General features: G+C 45.0%; 16 protein-coding genes, 8 tRNA genes, 2 rRNA genes and 3 pseudogenes. 9 read left to right on the top strand and 20 right to left on the bottom strand.

Features of this window, described 5'->3' with window-relative positions:
• Positions 1 to 61 precede the first annotated feature (61 nt).
• From LO777_RS08760 to LO777_RS08710, 11 genes and pseudogenes are all read right to left on the bottom strand, one after another.
• Positions 62 to 3,013: ribosomal RNA gene (locus tag LO777_RS08760) — 23S ribosomal RNA — on the bottom strand.
• A 240-nt stretch (positions 3,014 to 3,253) separates the two neighbouring features.
• A tRNA-Ala gene (locus tag LO777_RS08755) sits at positions 3,254 to 3,329 on the bottom strand.
• A 3-nt stretch (positions 3,330 to 3,332) separates the two neighbouring features.
• A tRNA-Ile gene (locus LO777_RS08750) sits at positions 3,333 to 3,409 on the bottom strand.
• A 156-nt stretch (positions 3,410 to 3,565) separates the two neighbouring features.
• Positions 3,566 to 5,127, bottom strand: a 16S ribosomal RNA gene (locus tag LO777_RS08745).
• The 16S and 23S rRNA genes sit together here with 2 tRNA genes alongside, the layout of an rRNA operon.
• Before the next feature lie 689 nt (positions 5,128 to 5,816).
• Complete coding sequence (locus tag LO777_RS08740; protein WP_228857117.1) at positions 5,817 to 6,023, bottom strand: hypothetical protein; 207 nt, start codon at positions 6,021 to 6,023, stop codon at positions 5,817 to 5,819.
• A gap of 338 nt (positions 6,024 to 6,361) precedes the next feature.
• The gene (locus tag LO777_RS08735) at positions 6,362 to 6,985 is read right to left on the bottom strand and encodes a hypothetical protein (protein ID WP_228857116.1); all 624 of its coding nucleotides are present in this window, start codon (positions 6,983 to 6,985) and stop codon (positions 6,362 to 6,364) included.
• A gap of 94 nt (positions 6,986 to 7,079) precedes the next feature.
• Positions 7,080 to 7,167 (bottom strand) — tRNA-Leu (locus LO777_RS08730).
• An 83-nt stretch (positions 7,168 to 7,250) separates the two neighbouring features.
• A complete protein-coding gene (locus LO777_RS08725; protein ID WP_228857115.1) occupies positions 7,251 to 8,444 on the bottom strand; it encodes a pyridoxine 5'-phosphate synthase in 1,194 nt (397 codons plus the stop codon).
• Positions 8,416 to 9,411, bottom strand: coding sequence for a PhoH family protein (locus LO777_RS08720; RefSeq protein WP_228857114.1), 996 nt, complete (start codon positions 9,409 to 9,411; stop codon positions 8,416 to 8,418). The genes LO777_RS08725 and LO777_RS08720 overlap by 29 nt, the downstream gene beginning before the upstream one ends.
• 6 nt (positions 9,412 to 9,417) lie before the next feature.
• Positions 9,418 to 9,837, bottom strand: a pseudogene (locus LO777_RS08715) (DsbA family protein); the annotation flags it as partial.
• Between the two features lie 12 nt (positions 9,838 to 9,849).
• Entirely contained in the window at positions 9,850 to 10,290 is a 441-nt protein-coding gene (locus tag LO777_RS08710) for a YncE family protein (protein ID WP_228857112.1), read from the bottom strand.
• 482 nt (positions 10,291 to 10,772) lie between these two features.
• Here LO777_RS08710 and LO777_RS08705 point away from each other — a divergent pair.
• Positions 10,773 to 10,856, top strand: a tRNA-Leu gene (locus LO777_RS08705).
• A gap of 124 nt (positions 10,857 to 10,980) precedes the next feature.
• Here the strand turns inward: LO777_RS08705 and LO777_RS08700 are convergent.
• From LO777_RS08700 to LO777_RS08680, 5 genes are all read right to left on the bottom strand, one after another.
• The gene (locus LO777_RS08700; RefSeq protein WP_228857111.1) at positions 10,981 to 11,691 is read right to left on the bottom strand and encodes an ABC transporter ATP-binding protein; all 711 of its coding nucleotides are present in this window, start codon (positions 11,689 to 11,691) and stop codon (positions 10,981 to 10,983) included.
• Positions 11,678 to 12,430: an ABC transporter ATP-binding protein gene (locus LO777_RS08695; RefSeq protein WP_228857110.1), complete on the bottom strand. Its 753-nt coding sequence runs from the start codon at positions 12,428 to 12,430 to the stop codon at positions 11,678 to 11,680. Before LO777_RS08695 ends, LO777_RS08700 begins: the two co-directional genes overlap by 14 nt.
• On the bottom strand, positions 12,417 to 13,280 hold the full coding sequence (locus tag LO777_RS08690; RefSeq protein WP_228857109.1) for a branched-chain amino acid ABC transporter permease: 864 nt from the start codon (positions 13,278 to 13,280) through the stop codon (positions 12,417 to 12,419). Before LO777_RS08690 ends, LO777_RS08695 begins: the two co-directional genes overlap by 14 nt.
• Positions 13,281 to 13,282: 2 nt before the next feature.
• Entirely contained in the window at positions 13,283 to 14,143 is an 861-nt protein-coding gene (locus LO777_RS08685) for a branched-chain amino acid ABC transporter permease (protein WP_228857108.1), read from the bottom strand.
• Positions 14,144 to 14,285: 142 nt separating this feature from the next.
• A complete protein-coding gene (locus LO777_RS08680) occupies positions 14,286 to 15,410 on the bottom strand; it encodes an ABC transporter substrate-binding protein (RefSeq protein WP_228857107.1) in 1,125 nt (374 codons plus the stop codon).
• Positions 15,411 to 16,253: 843 nt separating this feature from the next.
• Here LO777_RS08680 and tig point away from each other — a divergent pair.
• The 8 genes and pseudogenes from tig to LO777_RS08640 all read left to right on the top strand — a co-directional run bounded on the left by tig (position 16,254) and on the right by LO777_RS08640 (position 23,025).
• The gene (gene tig, locus LO777_RS08675) at positions 16,254 to 17,591 is read left to right on the top strand and encodes a trigger factor (RefSeq protein WP_228857106.1); all 1,338 of its coding nucleotides are present in this window, start codon (positions 16,254 to 16,256) and stop codon (positions 17,589 to 17,591) included.
• A gap of 369 nt (positions 17,592 to 17,960) precedes the next feature.
• Positions 17,961 to 18,562, top strand: a pseudogene (gene clpP, locus LO777_RS08670) (ATP-dependent Clp endopeptidase proteolytic subunit ClpP).
• A gap of 2 nt (positions 18,563 to 18,564) precedes the next feature.
• Complete coding sequence (gene clpX / locus LO777_RS08665; protein WP_228857105.1) at positions 18,565 to 19,836, top strand: ATP-dependent Clp protease ATP-binding subunit ClpX; 1,272 nt, start codon at positions 18,565 to 18,567, stop codon at positions 19,834 to 19,836.
• A gap of 127 nt (positions 19,837 to 19,963) precedes the next feature.
• Positions 19,964 to 22,278: pseudogene (lon, locus tag LO777_RS21000) on the top strand (endopeptidase La).
• A 123-nt stretch (positions 22,279 to 22,401) separates the two neighbouring features.
• A tRNA-Val gene (locus LO777_RS08655) sits at positions 22,402 to 22,477 on the top strand.
• A gap of 124 nt (positions 22,478 to 22,601) precedes the next feature.
• Positions 22,602 to 22,678, top strand: a tRNA-Asp gene (locus tag LO777_RS08650).
• A 71-nt stretch (positions 22,679 to 22,749) separates the two neighbouring features.
• A tRNA-Val gene (locus tag LO777_RS08645) sits at positions 22,750 to 22,825 on the top strand.
• 123 nt (positions 22,826 to 22,948) lie between these two features.
• A tRNA-Asp gene (locus LO777_RS08640) sits at positions 22,949 to 23,025 on the top strand.
• A gap of 52 nt (positions 23,026 to 23,077) precedes the next feature.
• On the opposite strand, the gene LO777_RS08635 is transcribed toward LO777_RS08640, so the two are convergent.
• From LO777_RS08635 to LO777_RS08620, 4 genes are all read right to left on the bottom strand, one after another.
• Positions 23,078 to 23,374 (bottom strand): EscU/YscU/HrcU family type III secretion system export apparatus switch protein, encoded by a 297-nt coding sequence (locus LO777_RS08635; protein ID WP_228857104.1) that lies wholly within the window; start codon positions 23,372 to 23,374, stop codon positions 23,078 to 23,080.
• Positions 23,375 to 23,380: 6 nt separating this feature from the next.
• Positions 23,381 to 24,433, bottom strand: coding sequence for a hypothetical protein (locus tag LO777_RS08630; RefSeq protein ID WP_228857103.1), 1,053 nt, complete (start codon positions 24,431 to 24,433; stop codon positions 23,381 to 23,383).
• Between the two features lie 158 nt (positions 24,434 to 24,591).
• Positions 24,592 to 25,278, bottom strand: a complete 687-nt coding sequence (locus LO777_RS08625) for a PilZ domain-containing protein (RefSeq protein ID WP_228857102.1) — start codon at positions 25,276 to 25,278, stop codon at positions 24,592 to 24,594.
• A 47-nt stretch (positions 25,279 to 25,325) separates the two neighbouring features.
• A complete protein-coding gene (locus LO777_RS08620) occupies positions 25,326 to 26,015 on the bottom strand; it encodes a PilZ domain-containing protein (RefSeq protein WP_228857101.1) in 690 nt (229 codons plus the stop codon).
• Between the last annotated feature and the right edge of the window lie 410 nt (positions 26,016 to 26,425).

Below are 26,425 nucleotides of genomic sequence, written 5' to 3'. Positions count from 1 at the left end.
CTTCTATAAAAAACATGATAATCGAATAGTAGTGCAGCCAGTAGAGTAATAATCAAAAAATATGGATAAGCCGCACGGCTGATTAGTATCGGTAAGCTCCATGCATTACTGCACTTCCACACCCGACCTATCTACGTGGTGGTCTACCACGAGCCTTCAGATGGCTTAAGCCATGGGATATCTTATCTTGGAGTGGGCTTCCCGCTTAGATGCTTTCAGCGGTTATCCCTGCCGAACTTAGCTACCCAGCAATGCCCCTGGCGGAACAACTGGTACACCATAGGTTCGTCCATCCCGGTCCTCTCGTACTAGGGAAAGATCTCCTCAAATATCCTGCGCCCGCAACAGATAAGGACCAAACTGTCTCACGACGTTTTAAACCCAGCTCGCGTACCACTTTAATTGGCGAACAGCCAAACCCTTGGGACCTGCTTCAGCCCCAGGATGTGATGAGCCGACATCGAGGTGCCAAACCTCCCCGTCGATATGGACTCTTGGGGGAGATAAGCCTGTTATCCCCGGAGTACCTTTTATCCGTTGAGCGACGACCCTTCCATGCGGAATCGCCGGATCACTAAGACCTACTTTCGTACCTGCTCGACATGTCTGTCTCGCAGTCAAGCTCCCTTATGCCTTTACACTCTACGGCTGGTTTCCAATCAGCCTGAGGGAACCATCGCGCGCCTCCGTTACTCTTTAGGAGGCGACCGCCCCAGTCAAACTACCCACCAGACAATGTCCTGGATCCGGATTACGGACCGCAGTTAGATTCCTAAGATAACAAGGGTGGTATTTCAAGGACGACTCCACGATGACTGGCGTCACCGCTTCAAAGTCTCCCACCTATCCTACACATGTTACCTCAAAAACCAATGCCAAGCTGTAGTAAAGGTTCACGGGGTCTTTCTGTCTTGTTGCGGGTAACCGGCATCTTCACCGGTACTACAGTTTCGCTGAGTCTCTGGTTGAGACAGTGGGGAAATCGTTACGCCATTCGTGCAGGTCGGAACTTACCCGACAAGGAATTTCGCTACCTTAGGACCGTTATAGTTACGGCCGCCGTTTACCGGGGCTTCGGTTCAGTGCTTCGTCCAAAGACTAACACGTCCCCTTAACCTTCCGGCACCGGGCAGGCGTCAGACCCTATACTTCGTCTTTCGACTTCGCAGAGTCCTGTGTTTTTAGTAAACAGTCGCTCCCCCCATTTCACTGCAACCTGACCAGGCTCAATTAGTAAATAACTTCACCATGCAGGCACACCTTCTCCCGAAGTTACGGTGCTATTTTGCCGAGTTCCTTAACCAGAGTTCTCTCAAGCGCCTTGGTATTCTCTACCTGCCTACCTGTGTCGGTTTACGGTACGGTCACATCTCTGACTAGATACGAGGATTTTCCAGGAAGCATGGAACCAGCCACTTTGTTGTCTCAAAGACATCGTCATCACGCCTCAACGTTAACAAGAACCCGGATTTGCCTGAGTCCTCCGTCTACACGCTTAAACCGGGACAACCAACGCCCGGATGGCCTTACCTTCTCCGTCACCCCTTACCATAACATCAGAAAAGTGGTACAGGAATATTAACCTGTTTCCCATCGACTACGCCTCTCGGCCTCGCCTTAGGGGCCGACTAACCCTGAGCAGATTAACTTGACTACAGGAAACCTGAGGCTTTCGGCGTGAGGGTTTCTCACCCTCATTATCGCTACTCGTGTCAACATAAGCTCTTGTGGAACCTCCAGCACTCCTTTCGGTGTACCTTCTCAGGCGGCCACAATGTTCTCCTACCATCGCGCCAAAGGCGCGATCCGTAGCTTCGGTACTATGCTTAGCCCCGTTAAATTTTCGGCGCGGTATCACTAGACCAGTGAGCTGTTACGCTTTCTTTAAAGGGTTGCTGCTTCTAAGCCAACCTCCTGGTTGTATCTGCAATTCCACATCCTTTCCCACTTAGCATAGATTTGGGGACCTTAGCTGACGGTCTGGGCTGTTTCCCTTTCGACCACGGAACTTATCTCCCGTAGTCTGACTCCCATACTTGAACTTGACGGCATTCGGAGTTTGAAAAGAGTTGGTAATCCGGTGGGACCCCTAGTCTTGTCAGTGCTCTACCTCCGTCAGTCATCATATGAGGCTATACCTAAATATATTTCGGAGAAAACCAGCTATTACCGAGTTTGATTAGCCTTTCACTCCTATCCACAGCTCATCCGAACAGTTTTCAACCTATATCGGTTCGGGCCTCCATCTCGTGTTACCGAGACTTCACCCTGGCCATGGATAGATCACCCGGCTTCGGGTCTACCCCATACAACTCATTCGCCCTATTAAGACTCGCTTTCGCTGCGGCTCCACCTCGCGGCTTAACCTCGCTGCACAGGGTAAGTCGTTGACTCATTATGCAAAAGGCACGCGGTCACACTGTATAAATACATAGTGCTTCCACTGCTTGTAGGCTAACGGTTTCAGTTTCTATTTCACTCGGGTTCCCCCGTTCTTTTCACCTTTCCCTCACGGTACTCGTTCACTATCGGTCATCGGTTAGTATTTAGCCTTGGAAGATGGTCCTCCCAGATTCCCACAAGGTTTCACGTGTCTCGTGGTACTCAGGAACTCCCTAGGGTGAAACTGCATTTCGCGTACCGGACTATCACCGTCTCTGGTCAGCCTTTCCATACTGTTCCGCTATACATTTTCAATCCCACATTGGGGTCCTACAACCCCGGTAAATAAATTTACCGGTTTGGGCTGTTCCGCTTTCGCTCGCCGCTACTCACAGAATCTCTTTTGATTTCTATTCCTGCAGGTACTTAGATGTTTCAATTCCCCGCGTTCGCCTCTGCTACCTATGTATTCAGTAACAGATGACAGGATATAACTCCTGTCGGGTTTCCCCATTCGGAAATCTCCGGATCAAAGCCTGTTAACAACTCCCCGAAGCTTATCGCAGCTTGCCACGTCCTTCATCGCCTTCCGATGCCAAGGCATCCGCCGTTAGCCCTTAATAGCTTATCCATAAACTCTTGATTAAACTTTTAAGATCTCAACTACTGTAACCTCTAAACTCCGCCTTCCATCTCTCAATACGACGATCAATTGACCTGTGTATCACATGAAAAACGCGCTTAAAGGATTTTGTACTACTCTACTATTCAATTATCAAAGATCACTCTTTTTACTCTCAGGCTTACGTCCTGATTTATACCTTCAATACCATTAAAAGTATAAATCAGCTCGTAACTCCAGATCGTCCCATGGTGGAGGTGAACGGGTTCGAACCGATGGCCTCCTGCGTGCAAGGCAGGCGCTCTCCCAACTGAGCTACACCCCCGTATGGTGGGCCTGGGTGGACTTGAACCACCGACCTCACGCTTATCAGGCGTGCGCTCTAACCAGCTGAGCTACAGGCCCGGCTTAATGCATACTTTCAAACAAAAAAAAAGACCAGCATGGCCCCCAAAAACTAAATAACAACCAGCAAACGGGGTTAATCCCCGAAATGGCATCTTGTTTACTCCTCTCCCTGCATTATGCAAAGATCCAGGTAAATTAATGCGTCTTCCTTAAAAAGGAGGTGATCCAGCCCCAGGTTCCCCTAGGGCTACCTTGTTACGACTTCACCCCAGTTACCAATCATACCTTGGCAGCCTGCTTCTTGAAAAGTTAGCTCAACTGCTTCTGGTACAACCAACTCCCGTGGTGTGACGGGCGGTGTGTACAAGGCCCGGGAACGTATTCACCGTGGCATGCTGATCCACGATTACTAGCGATTCCAACTTCATGGAGTCGAGTTGCAGACTCCAATCCGGACTGAGATAGAGTTTCTGAGATTCGCTTCACCTCGCGGTGTCGCTGCCCTTTGTCTCTACCATTGTAGTACGTGTGTAGCCCTGGTCATAAAGGCCATGAGGACTTGACGTCATCCCCACCTTCCTCCGGTTTGACACCGGCAGTCTCTTTAGAGTGCCCAACTTAATGATGGCAACTAAAGACGAGGGTTGCGCTCGTTGCGGGACTTAACCCAACATCTCACGACACGAGCTGACGACAGCCATGCAGCACCTGTCACCAGGCTCCTCAAAGAGGCACTCAAGTGTTTCCACAAGATTCCCGGGATGTCAAGACCAGGTAAGGTTCTGCGCGTTGCGTCGAATTAAACCACATACTCCACCGCTTGTGCGGGCCCCCGTCAATTCCTTTGAGTTTTAATCTTGCGACCGTACTCCCCAGGCGGTCAACTTAATGCGTTAGCTGCGGCAATGAGACGATTAACCATCCCAACACCTAGTTGACATCGTTTACGGCGTGGACTACCAGGGTATCTAATCCTGTTTGCTCCCCACGCTTTCGCACCTCAGTGTCAGTATCTGGCCAGGTAGTCGCCTTCGCCACCGGTATTCCTCCCGATATCTACGAATTTCACCTCTACACCGGGAATTCCACTACCCCCTCCAGTACTCAAGTCCGCCAGTTTCAAATGCACTTCCACGGTTGAGCCGTGGACTTTCACATCTGACTTAACAAACCACCTACGCGCGCTTTACGCCCAGTAATTCCGAACAACGCTTGCACCCTCCGTATTACCGCGGCTGCTGGCACGGAGTTAGCCGGTGCTTCCTTTGATGGTACCGTCAAACATATCCAGTATTAATGAATATGCACTTCTTTCCATCTGACAGGATTTTACGACCCGAAGGCCTTCATCATCCACGCGGCGTCGCTGCGTCAGGGTTTCCCCCATTGCGCAATATTCCTCACTGCTGCCTCCCGTAGGAGTCTGGTCCGTGTTCCAGTTCCAGTGTGGCGGATCATCCTCTCAGACCCGCTAACCATCGTCGCCTTGGTAGGCCATTACCCTACCAACTAGCTAATGGTACGCAAACTCCTCCCCGCACAGTAGCTTATATCAGAGGCCACCTTTCTTCTCACTGTCTCGCAACAGTAAAAACGTATCCGGTATTAGCACACCTTTCGGTGGGTTATCCCAGATGCGAGGGTAGATTATTTACGCGTTACTCACCCGTGCGCCACTCTACTCTTTTCTCCGAAGAAAAAATTTCGCGTTCGACTTGCATGTGTTAAGCACGCCGCCAGCGTTCGTTCTGAGCCAGGATCAAACTCTCCAGTTTGATATCCTAGACCGTCTCTCAATTTGAGAAACAGTTACTTATATGTGCTTAAAATATAAGAGCTCTGCTTTTTTTGAATTACAAAAAAAAATCGCTCAATGTGATTTGAAAATCACGTTGGGCCCGTTTGCTGTATGTTGTTATTTAGTTTTCAAGGACCATCTCTCAACCCGCTCAAAACAAGCGAATCGCACGGTACAAGTTCCGCGGTGAGGCAAACAATTTAATACAAAAATATTAAACTGTCAATCTCTTTGTTCTCTGTTTTCATCTTTTGTTTCAAGCAAATGAAGCGTCACATACAAAATGCAAAACACATCAACATCTGCAAAAGACCGCGGCAAACTACTTTATTACTCGCCAGCCGTCAAGGGGAAAATGAAGGTGAAAGGTTTTTTAGGGATAAATTATTTAAAGATATGATTGTAGCAAAAGTGTCAATAGAAAAAAAGCACGTAAAGTCAATCAAATAAAAAAGTGATGGAAGCATTACAGGTATAATCCATGGAGTTAATCCATAGGCACCTTGAAAAATTGACTTTTCTCCCGATCTCTGCTTCACAGGAAAACAAAAAATGCTCACAAATGACTAATATGCTGTGATTTTTAACATTCCTGTTCCTTGGCTTCGAACTACAATTCTAATTTTCCAAGGATTCACATATATTATTTCTGTGTGAAATCAAAAGTTAGTGGAAAACAGTAAATCTATTTGGTTTTCTTTCACAGGCATATAAGTCTGTTGCCCACGAGTTGCTCCGTTTTTCAGTGACAATAAAACACATTCTTTTTGATGAACTTGAATTGCAAAGATGTTCTTTCAGATATTCATTTTTTGCATGTGGTTGGAAAGGGGAATCAACAAACGTCATTTTGCCATCAAAATCTTTCTTCATTTTGAATTTTTCTCCTCAATGTAAACCTTGAAATTAATACCATTATATTTGAGGAGAAGAAGGATGTAAATGGGTGGAAACCCTGATAACTATTAGGTATAAATACGGATGTCATAAAAATTATTCCCTAAAGTTACAAGGTTAAAAGGAATAAAAAAATTGAGAAAAGAGAAAAATTCTCAAGAAAAAAAGCAAATTTTTAAATCCCTGAATAACTGATGGATTGCTCTGGCAAGTACATGGATCAATATCCTGGCAGGTATATATATGGGGAAAGCCAGAAAACTACACTTCCCCCACATTGGAAAAAACAGCTGCCAGAGTTAAATGGATCGAAACTAAAAATTTTCTTCAAGACCCTGAAAATCTATATTTTTTGCAAGAGCTTTTAACACATCGGGGGATTCAATATTATTGCCTTCTATGGTTACAGAAGTTTTCTGTCCCACTTGAAAAGTTAGTGTTCCACTCATTTCCTGGCTGTTAAAGATTTGAGTGCCGGTATAGCCATGTACGCGAATCTGTTTGGTTTGTGGACCACCTGCGTTTTGGGCGAGTCCCGCAAACATTTGCCCGAAAGCAGCAAGGCTGGCCATTTTGCCGGTCATTCCTCCAATTGCAATATTCACGTTAAGTGAAGAACCGGCAGGGTTTGAATAACTGGCTGTTGCGCCGGCATTGCCGGCAATTGATGCAGCAGCCCCAGTTCCCTGAGATTGTTTATTATCAAGCGTAAAACCCTGTGGCGGTTGTGGGATATATTTCAGAAGACCGGTAGCAGTTAATTCGTTGATCTTGGACAGCGCATAGTTTATCTCCTCAACAGCTTTACTGTAATTCCCTTTTTTTACAAAAGTTGAAGCCGTTGCAAGACTGTCAATTGCTTCTTCCTGGATATTTTCAGCTAGAGCTGATGAAGAGAAAAAAACTGCGATTACAACAGGAATAATAAATTTTTTCATAATAGCACCTGTGAGGAATATTTGAATGGAAAATAAAAAAGATTGAAAAGAAAAAGGGCCGCAAGGAAAATCCCGGCAGCCCTCTTTTGAAATATGGTGCCTAGAGCGAGAGTCGAACTCGCACGGGCGCGAGGCCCACGAGATTTTAAGTCTCGGGTGTCTACCAGTTCCACCATCCAGGCAAGTTGGTTGCTTTTACCATACCGGAATAAATCTTGTCAATCTCCAATACGTGGAGTTTAAAAGGTTAAGTCGTTTTTATATTTTACAACGATAAGGAACTGCTTTCAACAATAGCCAGCATATCTCTCACTGCAAGATCAAGTCCTGAAAAAACAGCCCTGGATATAACCGAGTGGCCTATTGAAAGTTCTTCTATAGCATCCAGTCCGGCTACGTGTCCTGCATTCTGGTAATCCAGCCCATGTCCTGCACATACCCGCAGACCCGCATGAAAAGCCTCTTCAGCAGCCGTTGCAAGGAGACCGAATTCTTTTTCCCTGTCGGCACTGTTTTGTGCGTCGCAATAAGCGCCCGTATGGAGTTCTACGAATGTAGCTCCTATTTCTCTGGCTATGGCAATCTGTTGAGGGTCGGGATCGATAAAGATGGAAACAGGTATGTTTTTTTTGTCCATTTTCTCAATAACTTTTGCGATTTTCTTTTTTTGAGATAAAAGATCAAGACCTCCTTCCGTTGTAAGTTCCTGGCGATTTTCAGGAACGAGAGTGATTAAATCAGGTCTGAGGTTAAGGGCGAATTTGATAATATCCTTGTTTGCCCCCATTTCAAGATTAAGTTTGGTTTTTACTGTTTCGCGTAATAATCGCACATCCCTGTCCTGGATATGTCGGCGGTCTTCCCGCAGGTGAACGACAATCCCTGAAGCTCCAGCAAGCTCACAGATGGCTGCTGCTGCAACCGGGTCGGGTTCTTTAATCCCTCGTGCCTGTCTGATGGTTGCAACATGGTCGACATTGATTGCAAGTTGTGTCATTGCAGATCTCCTGTAATTACGTAGTTTGGAAAGTATTTTTTTTTCTTCAGAAAACATTTTTTCCGCCTCACTCCTGGACTTCTCGTGATCAAATCCAAGCAGGTGGAGGAGGCCATGAGTCAGCAGCCAGGCAAAGCGATCATATATTGGCTGATTATATTCCCTGGATTCATTAACAGCTGTTTCAAGTGAAATCACAATATCCCCAAGTTCTGAGACCGGTATGGTGGCAAGTGTTTCAGCAGCACCATGGGCCAAAGGAAATGAGAGAACATTTGTTGGTTTATCCTGTTGTCGGTAGGTTCTGTTGAGTTCCCTGATTCCCCGGTCATCAACGAGAAGAATGCTCACGGTATGGTTGGCAACGCCGCATTCATTCAATAGCCAGTTGGAAAGCTTTTTTATTCTGGCAGGAGAGACAGGAAATTTCTTTTTACAACGAATGGTCAGGTCTGTCGGCATAAGATTTTTTCTCCCGCCTTTCATATGCTGAGATTATCTTTTGCACAAGAGGGTGCCGTACCACGTCTTCTCTGGAGAATTTGCAAAAAGATATTCCTTTAATATTGTGAAGTATTTTTTGAGCCTGAAGGAGTCCGGAATTATTTTTTCCCGGTAGGTCAATCTGGGTAATATCACCTGTTATAACGGCCCTGGAATCAAATCCTATTCTGGTGAGAAACATCTTCATCTGTTCCCTGGTTGTGTTTTGGGCCTCATCCAGAATAATAAAGGAGTTGCTGAGTGTTCGCCCTCTCATAAAGGCCAGGGGGGCAATTTCTATTACATCTTTTTCTATGAGATCCATACTTCTTTCAGGACCAAGCATGTCATTGAGGGCATCGTGGAGAGGTCTCAGGTAAGGGTTGACTTTCTGGGCTACATCGCCAGGAAGAAATCCAAGTTTTTCCCCTGCCTCTACGGCCGGACGGGTGAGTATTATGGATCGAACCTGTTCGTTCACCAGTGCTGAAACAGCCATTGCAACAGCCAGATATGTTTTCCCCGTGCCAGCAGGGCCTATTCCGAAAACGATGTCATTATTTCGAATGGCTTCAATGTAAATTTTTTGATTTTTTGTTTTTGGAGAGATAATGCGGTTTTTAGTCGTAATGTAAATTTTGTCCAGAAATATTTTATCCAGTCTAGCTTTCGGGTCCGTTTCGAGTATTTTCAAACCGAAAGCTAGATCGGAAGAATAAACCGGGTATCCTCTGGTAATAAGAGAATAGAGTTGATTAAGCAGGTCGGTTACCAGTGCAACTTCGTGGGGAAACCCGATTACCTGCAACCCGGTTCCCCTGGCATTGATAGTAACACCGGAACTTTTTTCCAGGATATGGAGATTTCTGTTGAGGTCCCCATAGAGGGTTCCTGCTGTTCCATTGTCAGGAAAGTGAATTTCCCGTCGGATAAATTGTGAATCCATCTACTTTTAATTTTTAAGTTTTGTCAGTTCATCATTAATAATGAGCTGAAACCCGGCAAGACTTCTTCGTTTCGGCGTTCTGCCATTAATAAAAACTGTTGGTGTTCCGGTAACACCGGCTTTCTGGGCGTCCAGAAGGTCTTTTTCCAGGCGGGCTCTGATCCGGGGAGAGTTCATATCTTTTTCGAACTGTGCCATGTCAAGTTTGAGCTCAACAGCGATTTTTTTTATGATATCCATGTTCAGCTTATCTGCCGCAAAAAGCTTGTCATGAAATTCCCAGAATTTTCCCTGCTCTTTTGCAGCAAGGGCAGCCCGTGCCGCTGGATCGGCACTTTTATGGAATTTCAGGGGCATGTTTTTGAACACAATTTTGACTGTTTCAGGGTTTTTTTCGAGCACCTGCTCGAGCAGTGGCAGAATCTTGCCACAGTAAGGTCACTCAAAATCCGTGAAAACGGCTATTGTCACCGGCGCGTTTACCGGACCTTTGAATGGTGAATCAGCCGTATCAATATTGACGACAAACGAGATGGAAACTGCCGTAAAAGAATTATTGTCATTGTCAATGAGATAAAGCATTTCCCCCTGAGGGGCGATGTCAATGGCCGAAACTCCTTTATTTACCGGAATGGATCCCTGCAGTTGGCCCTGTCTGTTAAAGACCTGAACCTGCTGTTTATCATTGAGAATAAAAATGTATTTGCCGTCGAGGGAGTGAACCATGTCAAGGGTTCTGTTGCCGGTGGGCCAACTTTGAACAGCTTTCCATTCAACATGTTCATTCTGACCTTCAAATGTCGCCGTGAGGGCACTGGTACTTGTGGTAGCCATGCAGAAGAAAGCAAGGCTCAGTACGTGGATTTTTGATATCTTCATGTAGACCTCAGAATTGATGTGTGGGAAAAAATTATTATTAATTTAAATGAAAATTCTACTGCCAAAGGTCGTTTTGTCGCAGCCGGATTTTCATTGTTTTGTTGCACTCAAAGGGTATTAACATGCCTAAGGGCATAAATAGTTGAGCTTTTTTGTCCAGTCGTGTCGGTCAGGCAAAACCGTGTTTTTCTTTACCGATCTTCTCAAATTAAGAACAGATACAGGACTCGACTGAAAAAGGATACCTAGTTGCAGATGAACAATAGCCATTCTTCAGGTTTTTGGCAATATTGTTAATAAGCTCTTATGGAATGCTTGGAAGAGTTATCATGAAAAAAAACTGGTAAAGCAAAAAAAAAATTGGTAAAGGATCAGCTTTTGGAGAATTACTCCGGTAAGAAAGTATAATCTTGACGGTTTCACCTGGGTTGATTATTAAAATTGCTTGAATTGTTTTCTCAGATGTAACAGTAAATTTGGGAGCGAGGGTGGCGGAACTGGTAGACGCACCAGACTTAGGATCTGGCGCCTTACGGTGTGGGGGTTCGACTCCCCCTCTCGCACCAGTTGTGAAATCAAGGAGTTACAGGTTTTTCTGTAACTCCTTTTCTTGGTTTTATACTTGTTTATCTGAAAATCCTGCTATGGAGGTCATTTTGCTGCTGAGCCATTGGGGCCAGTCATACTGGCTTATCCTTCAGTCAGCCCCAGATAGGCGGAAATAAGGGCAGGATCTTTTCTGGCATTTGCTGCAGAACCCTGCCAGACGTTACGACCAGATTCCAGAACACAGATGTGGTCGGCAATTTCAAGAGCCTTGCTGGTATTCTGTTCCACCAGAAGGATTGTGACACCCTGGTCTTTCAGGAAGGAAATAGCACCGTAACAGAGATCGATAATTTTGGGCATGAGCCCCAGCGAGAGTTCGTCTATAATGAGGAGCTCAGGTTCAGCCATGAGTGCCCGGCCTATGGCGAGCATCTGCTGTTCACCGCCTGACAGGGAAGCGGCTCTCTGTTCCTTTCTTTCCTTTAATCGGGGGAAGAGTTTAAAAACTTTTTCACGGTTTGAGTGAAATCGTTTCCTGGGAAGAGAAAAACTGCCCATGGCCAGGTTATCGTTGACAGTCATGTCTGAAAAAAGCCTCCGGCCTTCCGGGGCAAGAGCAATGCCGATACGGACGCGTTGCTGGATGGAGATATGAGTGATATCCTGATCTTTAAAAAAGACGGAACCGGCTTTAATACGCACATGACCGGCAATGGCCATGATGGTAGAGCTTTTTCCAGCACCATTGGGACCTATCAGGGCAAAAATACTCCCTTTGGCAATATGAAACGATAACTTATCGATAACAGTCAGGTTACCGTATCCGCAACTCATATTTTCAAGGGAGAGCATGATGTTCTTCTCCAAGGTATGCTTTTCTGACTTTCGGTTCGTTCATGACCGATTCAGGTTGTCCTATACTGATCAGGGTACCGTTATCAATGACTGCCAGTGTTTTGCAGATACGAATAACTTCCCCCAGGTTATGTTCAATCAGTAAAATTGTCTGCCCGAGCCTATTGAGTTCTGCCAGCTGATCGGCCAGTTGCCTGGCTTCCGTCTGGTTGAGACCAGCCAGAGGTTCGTCCAACAGGAGTATTGCAGGATCCAGCGCCAGTGCCCGGGCAACCTCCAGCCGTTTTAAATAGCCAAGGGGCAGGTTTGTTGGTTTTTCTCCGGCAATCTTGTCAATATTGAGAAGTTTTAATAATTCAAATGCTTTTTCTTCTTCCTCCTTTCTTGTTCGACTGAAGATGGAACGCATAGGGTTTTTGGTTCTTTCATAACCCGCTACAAGTACAACATTTTCCAGTACCGTCATTGAGGTGAAAGGATGTACAATTTGCTGGGAGAGCCCTATACCGGATCGGATACGATCATGACAGGCAAGATGATCCAGGCATTTTTCCTGGAGATAAACAGAACCTTCAGCAGGTTTCACTGTTCCGGTAATGGCGCGCATAAGTGTTGTTTTTCCGGCCCCATTTGGTCCGATCAATCCCATGAAATCACCACTGTCGGTGTGAAGGCTGATGTCTTTCAATGCAGTGACTCCACCAAACAGGACGGTTATATTATCAACCCGAAGCATCAGTTTTTCTCCTTCCTGCTTTGCTGAAGATTCGACCGGCAATGCCACTTAAACCATCGGGACTGAAAAGCATGATTGTGCAGAGAAGTCCTCCGTATACCAGTAATTTGTAATCATCAATAAATTGAAACCACATGGGGAAAATGGAGAGAATTGCGGCTGCGACAGTGACCCCCCATACGGAACCCGTACCTCCGATTACAACCATGGACAGTACTGTAATAGATTCGACGAACCCAAAACTCTCCGGATCAATAAAACGGACGTTGTGGGCGTAAAGAACTCCCGAGAGACCGGCAAAACACGTGCCCAGTCCGAAAGCAATGAGTTTGTATCGGGCACTGTTGATCCCGACAAGGCCTGCAGTATCTTCATCATCAGCAATAGCGTCAAAGGCGAAGCCCATCCAGGAACGTTTAAGGTAAAGACTGAAAAGGGCCAGGGCAAGGGCGAGTGAGAGGACAAAAATCATATAACCGAGTTTTCCTAGACCGGGGTCGGGGATCATGGCGATTCCCATTTCACCGCCAAGGAAGTCCTGTTTTCTGACGATACCGAGAAAAAGAAAAACCACGCCCATGGTGGTTATGGCCAGGAAATCATCCCGGACCCGCAGACTAGCAAAACCCACGATGATTCCAAGAATTCCCGCGAGAAACATACCTGCCGGAAGAGCTATCCAGAAAGATATTCCCGCGCCTGTCAGAAGGGCTGATGTGTAGGCTCCAGTTCCGATGAATGCGCCATGGCCAAGGCTGATCTGGCCACAAAATCCAACAATGAGATTCAGGCTGAGAGCTCCTATGATGGCTATTCCCATGATGGTCAGCAGGCTGATTTCATATTCCATTTTTACCTCCCCGCAAACAGACCAGTGGGTTTTACCATAAGTACCAGGATCAGGAGAGCAAAGGCAATAGAGTCCCTGTCCAGAATATTTCCAAGGTAAATGGTTCCAAATGATTCGGCAATACCGATGACCAGTGCAGCAATGAGGGTACCCCTGACGTTTCCTAAACCACCGAGTACGATAATAGCAAGAGCTTTATAACTGGGTACGCTGCCCATGGTGGGTTCAACAAGATTATTGATCAGGGCTACCATTGATCCTGCACCGGCGGCCATGGCTGAGCCTATAAAAAAGTTAAGATATCGAACTTTTTTGACATCAACGCCAAAACTCTGTGCCATACCCGGATCAGTTACCGTTGCCCGCCAGGCGATGCCGATACGGCTGTACCTGGTGAAAAGAGTGAGAGCAGAGATGAGAAAGGCTGCCAGAAGAATGGCCACAATTTCACATTGTCTTAGATAGGTTCCTCCAATATTAAGTGTATTCTGGAGGGGGGCTTTTACAAAAGTGAGTCCGTATGGGCCGAAAATAATTCGATAGATCTCCTCCATGGCAATAAAGAGACCGATTGAGGCGATAAGAGCTACAAAAGGTGGTTTTTCCAGTATAGGTTGGTAGATCAGGCGATAAATCACCATGCCGATCAGGCCGACTCCGATCATGGATATGCTGATGGATAGTGGAAAATTTCCTGTAAAATTAGTCAAATACAGGGTGAGGTAGCCACCCAGTGTATAGAGGCCCGCATGAGCCACGTGAAGAATTCTTAAAAGGCCGTACACGAGGGTCAGGCCGATTGCAATCAGAGCATAGATACCGCCCTGAATCAATCCCTGGATAAGGAGGTCAAGGAAGAGCATTGAGTATAATTTTATATAAAAGGTATGTGATCACAGGTCTCTCAGTCTGCACCCAGAAAGAATAAATATCCACAGGGCATAAATGGCCGAGCCAGCCGGCCCGGCCATGCTTTTATCCCGAAGGGTAAATACAGCTCTGAAATTACCTGGTCGGTGGTGCAAGCAGTTTTTTGTCACTGATAACTGCAAAATGTCTGAACTGACCATCTTTGACAATCTGTACCTGAACATTTTTAATGACTTCACCAAGATTGTTAAAGGAAATTGTCCCGGTTGAGGCCACAAGTTTTGTTCCGGCAATACTGTCTCTGACATTTTTTCTGTCTGTATTGCCTGCATGCTGAATTGCTGCTGCGGCAACTTTTACGGCGGTATGACCGGAGGCTGCAACCATGTCAGTTTTGTGGTTAAACATTTTTTCATATTCTCGAATGAAATCACTGGTTTCTTTCGATGAAGAATCACGATCAAGGGAAGTCGTTATAATGACACCTTCCGAAGCAGCGCCGGCTATTTTGATAAATGTCTGAGTGTCAAATCCTTCCTGGCCGATAATTGTAGCTTTTATCCCGGCTGTTCGCAATTGTGTTACCAGGGGACCTGCCGTGAAATAGTATCCGGTTGCATAGATTACATCGGGTTTGTCAGCTTTGACCCTGGCGACAATGGGACCGAACTGCCGATCTTTTATGGAGTAGGGATACTCGTTGACGATTGTTATACCGTAGTTTTCGGCTTTTTCGCGAAATCCGGCCACCAGTGATTTCCCGAAATCGTTGTTCAAGGTAATAAGAACGGCCCGTTTTTTCTTCAGGATATCTCCTGCCAGCTTTGCACCGGCTCTTCCCTGGACTTCACCGACAAAGGATGTGCGGAATACAAAATCTCCGGCCCTTGTTATATCCGGATGGATTGCATAGGCCGCAATATATGGTACACCGGCAGACTGGTAAATTCCGGCTGCTGCACGGGTAGCTCCTGAATAACTGCAGGAAACACCAACCGTTACCTTGTCTTTCTCAATGAGCTTGGTGGCAATCGGTACGGATTGTTTAGGGCTTGCCTGATCATCATAGACAACCAGTTCCAGTTTTTTGCCAAGGATTCCACCAGAACTGTTGATTTGTTCCACAGCCAGTTTTGCACCATTCAAAGCAGATTTACCGTCTGATGCTGCAAATCCTGTCAGGGGAACATTTATGCCGATTTTGACTGTTTCAGCCGCAGTTGCGGTTACAGCGAAAGACGAGGCCAGTGTGAAAAGCATTAAGATTTTGCATATTGATTTTATACCCATATTTTCACCCCTTAAAGCAGAATTGAATTTGTATCCCATCTTTGGTAGAGAACCGGTAGATGGGCCAACTGCATAGCTAGTGCCTGTCCATAAATGGCCTTTTTGCCCGATTTCTGCGTCGCTACGAAAAATAAAAATACTCACATATGTTTAATATGCTGCGCTTTTTATTTTTCTATGCTCCTTGATCTCGAACAATAAATCTCATTTCTGGACAGACACTAACTATTCCAAATAGAGAAATTCAGAGAGAGTTACAAAGTTGTATATACAATTGATGCCAAGATATCAAGAGATAGTTTGATGGTTTTGCGGAAGGAAAGTGGATAAAAGTATTGATTTTAAGTTGTTGCGATGAGTCTGCGAATAGCGGAATTTCAATACACCGATATTACAGTTACTTCTCTTTAGGGAAAATTGCCAGGTTGAGCTTTGCCCGTAATCAGATTATACATTGACTATTTTAAAAGCGGGATTACTGTAGAGCGCTATTGCGTTGACAGAGAGCAATTAATATTTTAAAGGTCATCAGCAAGATCAATCTTAATGTTTATGGTCATTTTCAGAAACCTGTTTCTCCTGCAAGCGATCTGAAATGAGGGCCTGGATTTTTATATTTTTTACTTTTTATTTTTGATTGAAACCGGGTGTAAATTCTTTTCATGCTGATTGGAGTTCACACTTGTAGGATGTATTTCATTTCGAATGGCTGCAATTTCGGGAAATGGTATGCCGGCGGCCTGCATGCCTGTCAATACTCATGGGCAGCCCTGTCTGGAATGGTATATTAATTAAACGAAAGGATGGTACTCAATGGAAGTCAATGTTGAAGAAGTCAGTGAGCTGACCAGGAAAATAACGGTAACATTGCCGGTGGAAGATGTGAAGCCTTTACTTGATGCAGAGTATGATAAGCTGAAAAGTGAAGTGAAAATGAAAGGGTTTCGCCGTGGAAAAGTCCCACGTTCAATTATTGTAAAGCAATATAAACCCCAGGTTGAAGGGGAAACCGGTGAAAAACTGGTTCAGGAAAATTACTTTACGGCCATTGAAAAAGAAGGGATTGATCCGGTTGTCCACCCTGATATCAAGAGTGCAAAATTCAACGATGATGGCAGCTTTACCTTTGTCGCCGACGTTGACATCCGTCCGGAATTTGAACTGGGACAATATAAAGGACTGGAAGTTGAGAAAGTCGATGTACTGGTGACCGATGAGGAAGTGCAGCTTGAGCTTGAAGAGATGCAGAAAAATATGGCCGCGCTCAGGTCCGTCAGTGACAGAGCGGTTCAGGAAGGTGATGTGGTTATCGTGGATTTCCAGGGATATGAAAATGGGGAACCCATGGCCCAGGTGAAAAATGATGACTATTCCGTTGATGTCGGTTCCGGCAATATGGGAAAGGAATTTGAAGAAAAACTGATTGGAATGAAGAAAGATGAGGAAGCTACTCACGAAGTGGATTTCCCTTCGTCCCATCCTAATCCTGTTTTGAAAGGAAAGAAGGTGGAATTCCGTATCAAGGTAAAAGATGTCAAGGAACGTGTTCTTGCTGATCTTGATGATGAATTTGCAAAAGATGTGGGCGAGGAATTCAAGACCATGGATGATTTAAAAGCCTCTATCCTGGAGAGACGAACAAAAGAACGCGAGGAGAGGGCCGAAGGTACTGTGACCGACAGACTCATGCAGAAACTGCTCGAAACCCATGAATTTGAAGTGCCGAAGCGGTTGGTGGCCTTCGAAATTGAACAGATGATTAAACAGACAGAGCAACAGCTTGAACAGAGCGGTTTGAGTCTTGAGTCGGCAGGCCTCAGCAGAGAAAAACTTGCCGAACAGAACGAGGAAATGGCAGTAAAACGGGTTCGTGGAGATTTTATTTTAAAGAAAATCGCCGAAGTCGAAGAGATCAAAGTTTCAGATGAAGATCTTGAACGTGGTTTCAAACGAATCGCTGATCAATACAATATGCCGGTTGCCAAAGTTAAGGAATATTTTCAAAGCAGGGACGATCTCCTCCCGTTTATGAATGAGCTGCTGAATGAAAAGATCCTTGCTTTTCTAAGGGATGAGGCAGTACTGGCCGAGGCTGTGGAAAAGGAAGAAAAAGAACCGGAACCAGTTGCTGAAAAGGATGAGGAGGAATAAAACCTACCTTTCTTGCTTCTGAAATGAAAAGCCTTATAATAGTGTAACTGATTTCGGGAGTGATATTACTTCTGTTTGAAAATGTATCAATCGACTGCATCAGACGTTTTGTCCGATGCAGTCGAGTAGTTTTGACAATGGTCTGAGTTCATGGGGGGCTGTAAATCCTCTACGCAAGGTTGTTCCGCCACAGTCGAATTTTCATTGGCTGGTACACCAAAAAGGAATGAGTGAACTATATATTCAGTTCGGCCATGCAGGTTTGTCGAATAGATACGGTTGTGAATTCAGAGGACAAATTGAAATCACAATAAAAATCATTATGATATTTATAATAAGATCCCTTTTGAAGAGAGTGGAGTGAATGCAATGAATCTTGTACCTATGGTTGTTGAGCAGAGTCCCCGGGGTGAGCGCGCGTATGACATATACTCCCGCCTTCTCAAGGAGAGGATTATTTTTCTCGGAGGGGAGTGACCGATGATGTATCCAATGTTATCGTAGCCCAGTTACTCTTCCTTGAAGCTGAAGATCCTGAAAAAGACGTGACATTTTATATCAATTCTCCTGGTGGTTCCGTGACCGCGGGGATGGCTATCTATGATACAATGCAATATATCAAATGTGACATCGCAACCCTGTGCATGGGACAGGCTGCTTCCATGGGTGCTCTCCTTTTGGCTGCTGGAACCGAGGGGAAGCGATATTCATTGCCTAATGCGAGAATCATGATTCATCAACCGATGGGAGGTTTTCAGGGTCAGGCAACGGATATTGATATACACGCCAGGGAAATTTTGCGAATGAGAGAAGATCTCAACACCATTCTGGCCCGTCACAGTAAACGCACCGTTGAAGAAGTAAGTCTTGATACCGAGCGGGATAATTTTATGGGACCATCAGAAGCAATGGAATATGGTATCATTGATAAAGTGCTTGCAAACCGTGAAGAGATAGCTGAGGAAAAATAGGTATGGATGATATTGATGGCCGGGGGCCGGATTGCAACTGCTCATTTTGCGGAAAAAAGCAGGATGAGGTTGAAAAGCTTATAGCCGGACCGGATGTTTTTATTTGTGATGAGTGTATTCAACTCTGCAATGAAATAGTGGTCGATCAGGCAGATGACAGTGATGCAGGTGGCGATGACAGTGCACCTGCGGCTGCATTGAAACCACGTGAGATCAATGCACATCTTGATGATTACGTAATCGGCCAGTCCCATGCGAAAAAGGTTTTGTCGGTGGCGGTCCATAATCACTATAAAAGAATAGATGCGCCTGTTGATGATGAGTCCGTTGAACTGCAAAAATCAAATATCATTCTGATTGGCCCGACTGGTTCCGGAAAAACTCTTGTTGCTCAGACCCTGGCCAGGATACTGAATGTACCTTTCTGCATGGCGGATGCCACTACCCTGACAGAAGCGGGATATGTGGGGGATGATGTGGAAAATATTCTCGTCAATCTGCTTCAGGCAGCTGATTACGATGTGGATGTGGCTCAACGGGGTATTATCTATATTGATGAAATAGATAAAATTGCCAGAAAATCAGACAGTCCTTCGCTCACCCGTGATGTTTCGGGGGAGGGTGTCCAACAGGCTCTCTTAAAAATCATTGAAGGCACCATGGCTTCAGTTCCGCCGAAGGGAGGCAGGAAGCACCCCCAGCAGGAGCTGGTACAGATAGATACAACAAATATTCTTTTTATCTGTGGTGGAGCCTTTGTCGGGCTTGACAGTGTGGTTAGAAGAAGGCAGGGGAAAAAGTCCATAGGTTTCGGGGCTAAAGTACTGGATGACGGGAAGAAAAAGCTTGGAGAACTCCTCGCCTCTGTACAACCTGAAGACTTACTGAAATTTGGGCTTATTCCAGAGCTTGTCGGAAGGTTGCCGGTCATAGCTTCCATGGAAGAGCTGGAGGAAGAAGATCTGATCCGCATTCTTAAAGAGCCCAAAAATGCCCTTGTCAAACAATATGGTAAATTATTCGAGTTCGACGATATTACTCTTCGTTTTACCGAAGGTGCTCTTGTAGCTATTGCCAGAAAGGCGATGAAAAGAAAATCAGGGGCACGGGGGTTGCGGTCAGTGATGGAAGAGGCGATGCTGGATGTCATGTATGATCTGCCTTCCAAAGAACATGTTCAAGAATGCGTCATTAATGAACAGGTTATAACGAAAGGTGAATATCCTGTCATCCTGTATCGTAATGAAGAGGCGGAACAGTTGAAAACAGGTTGAATTTGAATCCTGCAGTTGCCGGTGAATACTGATGGATTCAGGAAGAGGAAAGAAAAGAAGGAAAGCAGTGAAAGAGGAAGTTTGTGAAATATCAAAAGGAGATCCTGTGACAAAACTTTACCCATTAATGCCACTGCGGGATATTGTAATTTTCCCTCATATGGTTGCACCTCTGGTGGTAGGAAGAAAGCCATCCATCCAGGCGCTCGAAGATGCAATGGAAAAGAAGACGGATATCCTGCTGGTAACCCAGAAAGATTCCACGGTGGATGAACCTCTGACGGAAGATCTGTACAGTGTTGGAACCCTGGCCACTATAATGCAGTTACTTCGACTGCCTGATGGTACGATTAAGGCTCTGGTGGAAGGGAAAGCGAGGGCAAAAATAGTTTCCTTTGTCCCTCATGATGATTTTCTCCAGGCCGAAGTTGAAGAAAATATAGACGATTTTGAGGAATCCGGGGAGCTCATTGTTTATGAACGTGAGCTACGTAAATTTTTTGAAAAATATGCGGCTGTTGATAAGAAAATTGCCAAAGAAGTCCTTACTTCGCTGGAGTTAATTGAGAACCCATTCAAACTCCTGAATATAATCTGTTCTCATCTGCCCCTGAAGAGTGAAGAAAAACAGCAAATTCTTGAAACGGAACCGCTCACGGCACGTATGGAGAAGGTGCTGGAGATTATCAATCGTGAAATTGAACTTGCAGAACTGGAAAAACGCATCAACGCAAAAGTAAAGATGCGGATGGGGAAAACACAGCGGGATTATTACCTTGGTGAAAAAGTTCGGGAAATCCAGAGCCAGATGGCCCAGAACAGTGATGGGCTGGATGAACTGGGTGAGCTGGAAGAGGCCATCAATAAAAAGAAGATGCCGGCACTCGCCAGGGAAAAAGCTCTGAAAGAACTGAAAAAATTAAAAAATATGCCGCCGATGTCAGCGGAGACAACGGTGGTGAGAAATTACATAGATTGTATTGTAAGTCTGCCTTGGAATAAGAAATCCAAATCAAAAATTGATATCAACAGGGCGGAAAAAATTCTCGACGAAGATCATTACGGTCTGGTCAAACCGAAGGAACGTATTCTTGAATACCTGGCAGTACAGGCCCAGGTGAAAAAGATAAAGGGACCGATACTTTGTCTTGTCGGCCCTCCTGGTGTCGGTAAGACTTCTGTCTGTAAGTCCATTGCCAGGGCGATGGGAAGGAAATTTGCCCGATTATCTCTTGGGGGGTAAGGGATGAGGCTGAAATTCGAGGACACAGGCGTACCTATATTGGTGCAATGCCGGGGAAAATTATCCAGTCAATGCAGAAGGTGAATGTTGCTAATCCCGTGTTCTGTCTGGATGAGGTGGACAAGATGTCCATGGATTTCAGGGGAGATCCATCATCTGCTCTGCTTGAAGTGCTTGATCCTGAACAGAATATTGCCTTTAATGATCATTACCTGGATATTGATTACGATCTGTCTGAAATATTTTTCATAACTACCGCCAATAATCTTCATGGGATTCCGGTTCCGTTGCAGGACAGGATGGAGATTATTCAGCTCAGTGGTTACACTGAAGAGGATAAACTCAAAATTGCGGAAGGTTTCCTGATTCCTAAACAACTTGAGGAAAATGGATTCAAACCGGGAGATATTCAGCTGACTGGCGGTGCTATTCTTGAAATTATCCGCAGATATACAAAAGAAGCCGGTGTCAGGAACCTGGAGAGAATAATTGCTTCTCTCTGCCGTAAGGTTGCCCGGGATCGGTTGAAAAAGAATCTGAAAAATAAAAAATACAGAATCAGTGTTCAATCTGTTCTTAAATATCTGGGAACTCCCAAATACAGATATGGACGGGCCGAGGAAAATGACGAAATTGGCCTCACTACAGGTCTCGCCTGGACCGAAGTGGGGGGGGAGTTGTTGCAAATTGAGGCCACACTCATGGCAGGTTCAGGGAAATTGACAATAACAGGGAAACTGGGCGATGTTATGCAGGAATCGGCCCAGGCTGCACTCAGCTATGTACGGTCCAGAGCTGCAGTGCTTGGACTTGATGAGGATTTCTATCAGAAACTGGATATTCATATCCATGTTCCTGAAGGAGCGATACCCAAAGACGGGCCTTCCGCTGGAATTACGATTGCCACAACGCTTGTTTCCGCTCTGATCAAGGTTCCGGTGAAGCATGAACTCGCAATGACAGGAGAAATTACATTACGAGGCCGCGTCCTTCCCATCGGAGGATTGACCGAAAAACTGCTTGCGGCTAAAAGAGGTAATATTACCCAGGTTCTTATCCCAAAGGAAAATGAACGTGATTTGAATGATGTTCCTGCGAAAATCAGGAAATCACTGGATATAACTGTTGTTGACCATATGGATGAGGTCCTGGAGAAGGCTCTGGTTTCGATTGAAGGTAAGCCATCTCTCAAAAATTGATTGTTTTATAACAATATGATATCCCACTAAAAAACTTTATAGAGAGTTATCTCACCCCAGCTTGACAATTTTGCTTGACGTAGCAGGGGGAAGTTGGTAAATAATCCCTCACGTTTGATTGACGGGCGGCTAGCTCAGTTGGGAGAGCATCGGCCTTACAAGCCGAGGGTCACAGGTTCAAGCCCTGTGCCGCCCACCACAGTCAAATAATAGTTTTATAATAAGTAAGTTTGTATACCCCTTTTTGGGGTAAAATGTATCCTGAAAATATCGCACGGTGTAACAACACCTTTTCTTTAGTGCGGACTTTCATGATAAATGCTGGAGCGGTAGTTCAGTTGGTTAGAATGCCGGCCTGTCACGCCGGAGGTCGCGGGTTCGAGTCCCGTCCGCTCCGCCAGTATTGTTCAGCGGATATTTAAATAGAGATCTGGTTGCAAACGGATTTTTGCTGTAATGGTTTTGATTGACGGGCGGCTAGCTCAGTTGGGAGAGCATCGGCCTTACAAGCCGAGGGTCACAGGTTCAAGCCCTGTGCCGCCCACCACAGTCAAATAATAGTTTTATAATAGGTAAGTTTGTATACCCCTTTTGGGGTAAAATGTATCTTGAAATAGCGCACAGTGTAACAACCACCTTTTCTTTAGTGCGGACTTTCATGATAAATGCTGGAGCGGTAGTTCAGTTGGTTAGAATGCCGGCCTGTCACGCCGGAGGTCGCGGGTTCGAGTCCCGTCCGCTCCGCCAGCGCTTTAAAATGGGGTTGCAGAATGATCTGCAACCCAATTTTTAATGGGTTTTACTCCCGGGAATTCTCCAGTTTCTTCTTGAATTTTTCATTTATCTGATAGACAAACGCCAGAACCTCGGCTACCGTCTGATACAATTCCACTGGAATTTCATCGCCGACCGGAACTTTGGAGAGAAGTTCAACCAGGTTGGGATCTTCCTGAATATGTATTCCGGCTTGCTTTGCAGTCTCAATTATTTTTTCCGCTATTCTTCCTTTGCCGCTGGCGACAATTTTTGGTGTCTGGCTTTCAGTTCCATCGTAACTGATTGCAACAGCCTTGTTCTGTTTTCTGCTGTTGTTCATTCTGTATCAGGCCTTTGTGTTTACCATGGATTTATCTTCGGAAATAACCCGTTGGAGTAAATCTGCTATAGGGTCTGGAGCATCTGAGGAAAAAGAAATATTAATTTGAGGAGAACCAGAAAGAGTTTCGTGCAATTGTTCGCTGAAGTGTTTTACAAACCTGGTTTTTTCTTCCGAATCAGTACGAAAACGTAAGTAGAGTGTCTCTTTTATCTGTAGAAAATCGATCTGTATATTTCCCAGATCAGACATGGTGAGGTAAAGTGAGAATCTGTCGTATTTTTTGTTTACGGGATCATTTTCTTGCCCTTTATTTTTATCTTCGTATTCTACAACCAGATAACCCTTTTCGATAAATGGAAGGGGAAGAGGAAGAATGAATTGGCGATCTTGAGTGTTATAAAGCTGTGCCAGCTGAAAAAGTTCTATGGTATTGAGAATTTTACCTGTATTTTCAGCCAGACTTTCACTGTTTCGGAATGTATTTGCAATATCAAGCAATGCAGCTTTGAGGTTTTCGGCAGCAGCGGGACCGTTCTGGTCTGCAAGCATATGCTCAAGTGACAATCCGAGTTTGTCGATGAACTGTTTGAGAACAGTTCCGCTGTCGTTCTGGTTTATTGGATTTTGCTGCTGAAGTGTGGAGAAGAGGTTGAGAATATTCCTGGTGGGCGCAGATAAGGTGGAAAGATCGGCAGATGGCTGTTCGTTCAGAGCACTGAAAAGACTAGACAGATCAATGTTCTTTTCGAGTAATGTAAGAGAGCGACCAAAAAAAAGATCCTGTGGTTGTGTTACAATTTTTAATTCAATTTGAGGTGCTGATCGAACAACCTGGAGGCTCAGGGATTGGCCGGGAGCCAGTGGGGCTTTTGTGGTTGCGGTTAATTGTTTTCCCGCAATGTCAAGCAGGAAAAGGTCTTCACCTTGTGCTTCAAGTACCAGTGCGTTGAAAATCTTACCGGGTACAGGGCGATATTCACCCTGACTCTGCCTGCCTGTTTGAGATGTGGCAGAGCTGACTCGAGCAATTGATGTGAGGGATGTGATTGCAGCCATGGATATTTATCGACAGGAATTGAACCAATCATTAGCCCGTATTGCATATGAAACAATCACTCAACGGTGTACCGGGAGGTTCATTTTCCAAACAAAAAAGGGGATGTTTATTGACCGTTCCGTTGCACCCAAAGGATAAAATATCCAGCCCTACGGGTTTAACCGGCTGTCTGGATATTTTCACGTAGTTGTCTTCTCTGCTCGGCGAAACAGTTCCTGGCAATGTCGTCGACAGTCTTTTGGCTGATTTCGTCAAAGTGAAATGCGGTAAGCCAGCGATTTTTTCTCATTCTCTGTTTCCTGACAATATGGCCGATGCAGTAAACTGTTTTTGCGGGTTCAGTGAGGTCTATCTCGATAAATAGAGAATTGTTGACTGTACATTCTTCAGAAAGAATAGCCAGCACACCGGATTGAGAAATATCAACAACTTCACCGGTAATTTCCCATTCGGGCAGTTTGCTGTCTGGATTTTCCGGTTGGAAACTGACGGTAATGCTTGTCTTCAGATTGACTCTGAAATACTCACGAAGGTCTTCAGGATTTATTGATTTTTTGGCAGTCAGTTCAATAATTTTATCGTTTTTTCTTTCAATAACAGACGTTGAGAAGGATACAGTATCCCCTTCCTTATTTTTGCTGACAAAAGCACATGATCTTGTGAAGTCAATATCAGATGGGAGAGATTCCACCTCCGTGAGTACAATGAAAAAATGGGGTGCTTCAGATTCTTTAAAGATACATTTATAGGAAGTGCGCTTCCCGGCAGAATTGGTAAGCGTAAGAGTAGCAGGCTCTGTATCGGCAATCGACTGCACCAGTCGTTTAATATCTGTTTCAGACATTGTATTTGGTCTAATATTTGGTGTGGAGTGGATTGTAGCCTTCTTGTCTAAGAATCTTTTACCTGTACCTTCAAGCGAAGCTGCTGTCTTTGGATGACCAGGCAGCAACCTATAATTTTGTCCCTGTCTTCCGGGGAGATATCAATAAAATTATAGGCTACCTCAAAAAGTCCGTCTTTCAGTTGGTGAACACGAACCTGCTGGGCCAGAACAGTAATTGTCTCCGGTTCTGCTGTAGGAATAGTTATTTCCAGGCGAATCTGCTGGTCCGGAGGCGGAAGTTCAGAAAAAACAGCGAGAATACCACTTCCACTGATATCAATGGTTTTTCCTTCAATAGCCCATGGTTCATTGTTACTGTTGAAAAATTCCGTGTGGAAAGATTTACTGATGATTTTTGTTGTGGCGTCAACCCTGAAGAAATCCCGCATCTGCTCATGGCTTATGGACTTTTTTACTATCATGTGCAGGGTCTGATCATTGGGGATATCCTTTATCATTGCTTCCAGGGAGAGGGTCGGTCCACCCATATCTATGGTGATTATACAGGGCTGGTCACGGGAAATTTTTTCAACCGGCAGGGTACCGGGTTTGAACAGCAGTGAAAACCGGGGTGATTCGCTTCTCTGATAAATACATTGAACTCTGTATCGTTCAGGGCCACTTGTCAGGGGAAGGAATATCCGTACAGGTTTGTTGTCTGGAATTGTATTGAGAGAATCTGTGTCAACGCTCATAATAAAAGTTCCCGTAAAAATGAAAAGTGTTTGCTGAAAGAAACCGGTTAAAGAAATGACTACCCGTGAAAAGAAGCGTCAAATCAACAAAAAACTTAAACGTCATAGTATTTTCTGATTTCTCGTGAGACTCAGGCACATTTCCAGGTTCATAGGTGTCAGGCTGAGTTTTGTACGTAATTAGATAATATTCTAACATTAATACTGCCCAGTATCAATGCCACAGGCTATGATATTGAGAATACTTAAATGAAAGTTTCCATTCAACCTGTATCTCTCATAGACATCATGTCAATTTTGAGAAATTGGGGTTTAAACTTTTATTGATTTATCGGGAGTGAATCTTTTGGTAAAGCTATAGGGGTAAAAATAACAGTGCGTTATTATTTGAATAAAGAAAAACTTGTGTG

This window comes from Desulfomarina profundi, from assembly GCF_019703855.1.
In the GTDB taxonomy this organism is placed as follows: Bacteria; Desulfobacterota; Desulfobulbia; order Desulfobulbales; family Desulfocapsaceae; genus Desulfomarina; species Desulfomarina profundi.
Note: the sequence above shows the minus strand (reverse complement) of the source record. Positions and strands in the feature narration are given on the sequence as shown.

Bases quoted from the DNA above. Each gene is read 5' to 3' on its own strand.
- LO777_RS08740 (WP_228857117.1), bottom strand. From the start codon at position 6,023: ATGAAGAAAGATTTTGATGGCAAAATGACGTTTGTTGATTCCCCTTTC.
- LO777_RS08735 (WP_228857116.1), bottom strand. From the start codon at position 6,985: ATGAAAAAATTTATTATTCCTGTTGTAATCGCAGTTTTTTTCTCTTCA.
- LO777_RS08725 (WP_228857115.1), bottom strand. From the start codon at position 8,444: ATGCCGACAGACCTGACCATTCGTTGTAAAAAGAAATTTCCTGTCTCT.
- LO777_RS08720 (WP_228857114.1), bottom strand. From the start codon at position 9,411: ATGGATTCACAATTTATCCGACGGGAAATTCACTTTCCTGACAATGGA.
- LO777_RS08710 (WP_228857112.1), bottom strand. From the start codon at position 10,290: ATGAAGATATCAAAAATCCACGTACTGAGCCTTGCTTTCTTCTGCATG.
- LO777_RS08700 (WP_228857111.1), bottom strand. From the start codon at position 11,691: ATGCTCTCCCTTGAAAATATGAGTTGCGGATACGGTAACCTGACTGTT.
- LO777_RS08695 (WP_228857110.1), bottom strand. From the start codon at position 12,430: ATGCTTCGGGTTGATAATATAACCGTCCTGTTTGGTGGAGTCACTGCA.
- LO777_RS08690 (WP_228857109.1), bottom strand. From the start codon at position 13,280: ATGGAATATGAAATCAGCCTGCTGACCATCATGGGAATAGCCATCATA.
- LO777_RS08685 (WP_228857108.1), bottom strand. From the start codon at position 14,143: ATGCTCTTCCTTGACCTCCTTATCCAGGGATTGATTCAGGGCGGTATC.
- LO777_RS08680 (WP_228857107.1), bottom strand. From the start codon at position 15,410: ATGCTTTTCACACTGGCCTCGTCTTTCGCTGTAACCGCAACTGCGGCT.
- tig (WP_228857106.1), top strand. From the start codon at position 16,254: ATGGAAGTCAATGTTGAAGAAGTCAGTGAGCTGACCAGGAAAATAACG.
- clpX (WP_228857105.1), top strand. From the start codon at position 18,565: ATGGATGATATTGATGGCCGGGGGCCGGATTGCAACTGCTCATTTTGC.
- LO777_RS08635 (WP_228857104.1), bottom strand. From the start codon at position 23,374: ATGAACAACAGCAGAAAACAGAACAAGGCTGTTGCAATCAGTTACGAT.
- LO777_RS08630 (WP_228857103.1), bottom strand. From the start codon at position 24,433: ATGGCTGCAATCACATCCCTCACATCAATTGCTCGAGTCAGCTCTGCC.
- LO777_RS08625 (WP_228857102.1), bottom strand. From the start codon at position 25,278: ATGTCTGAAACAGATATTAAACGACTGGTGCAGTCGATTGCCGATACA.
- LO777_RS08620 (WP_228857101.1), bottom strand. From the start codon at position 26,015: ATGAGCGTTGACACAGATTCTCTCAATACAATTCCAGACAACAAACCT.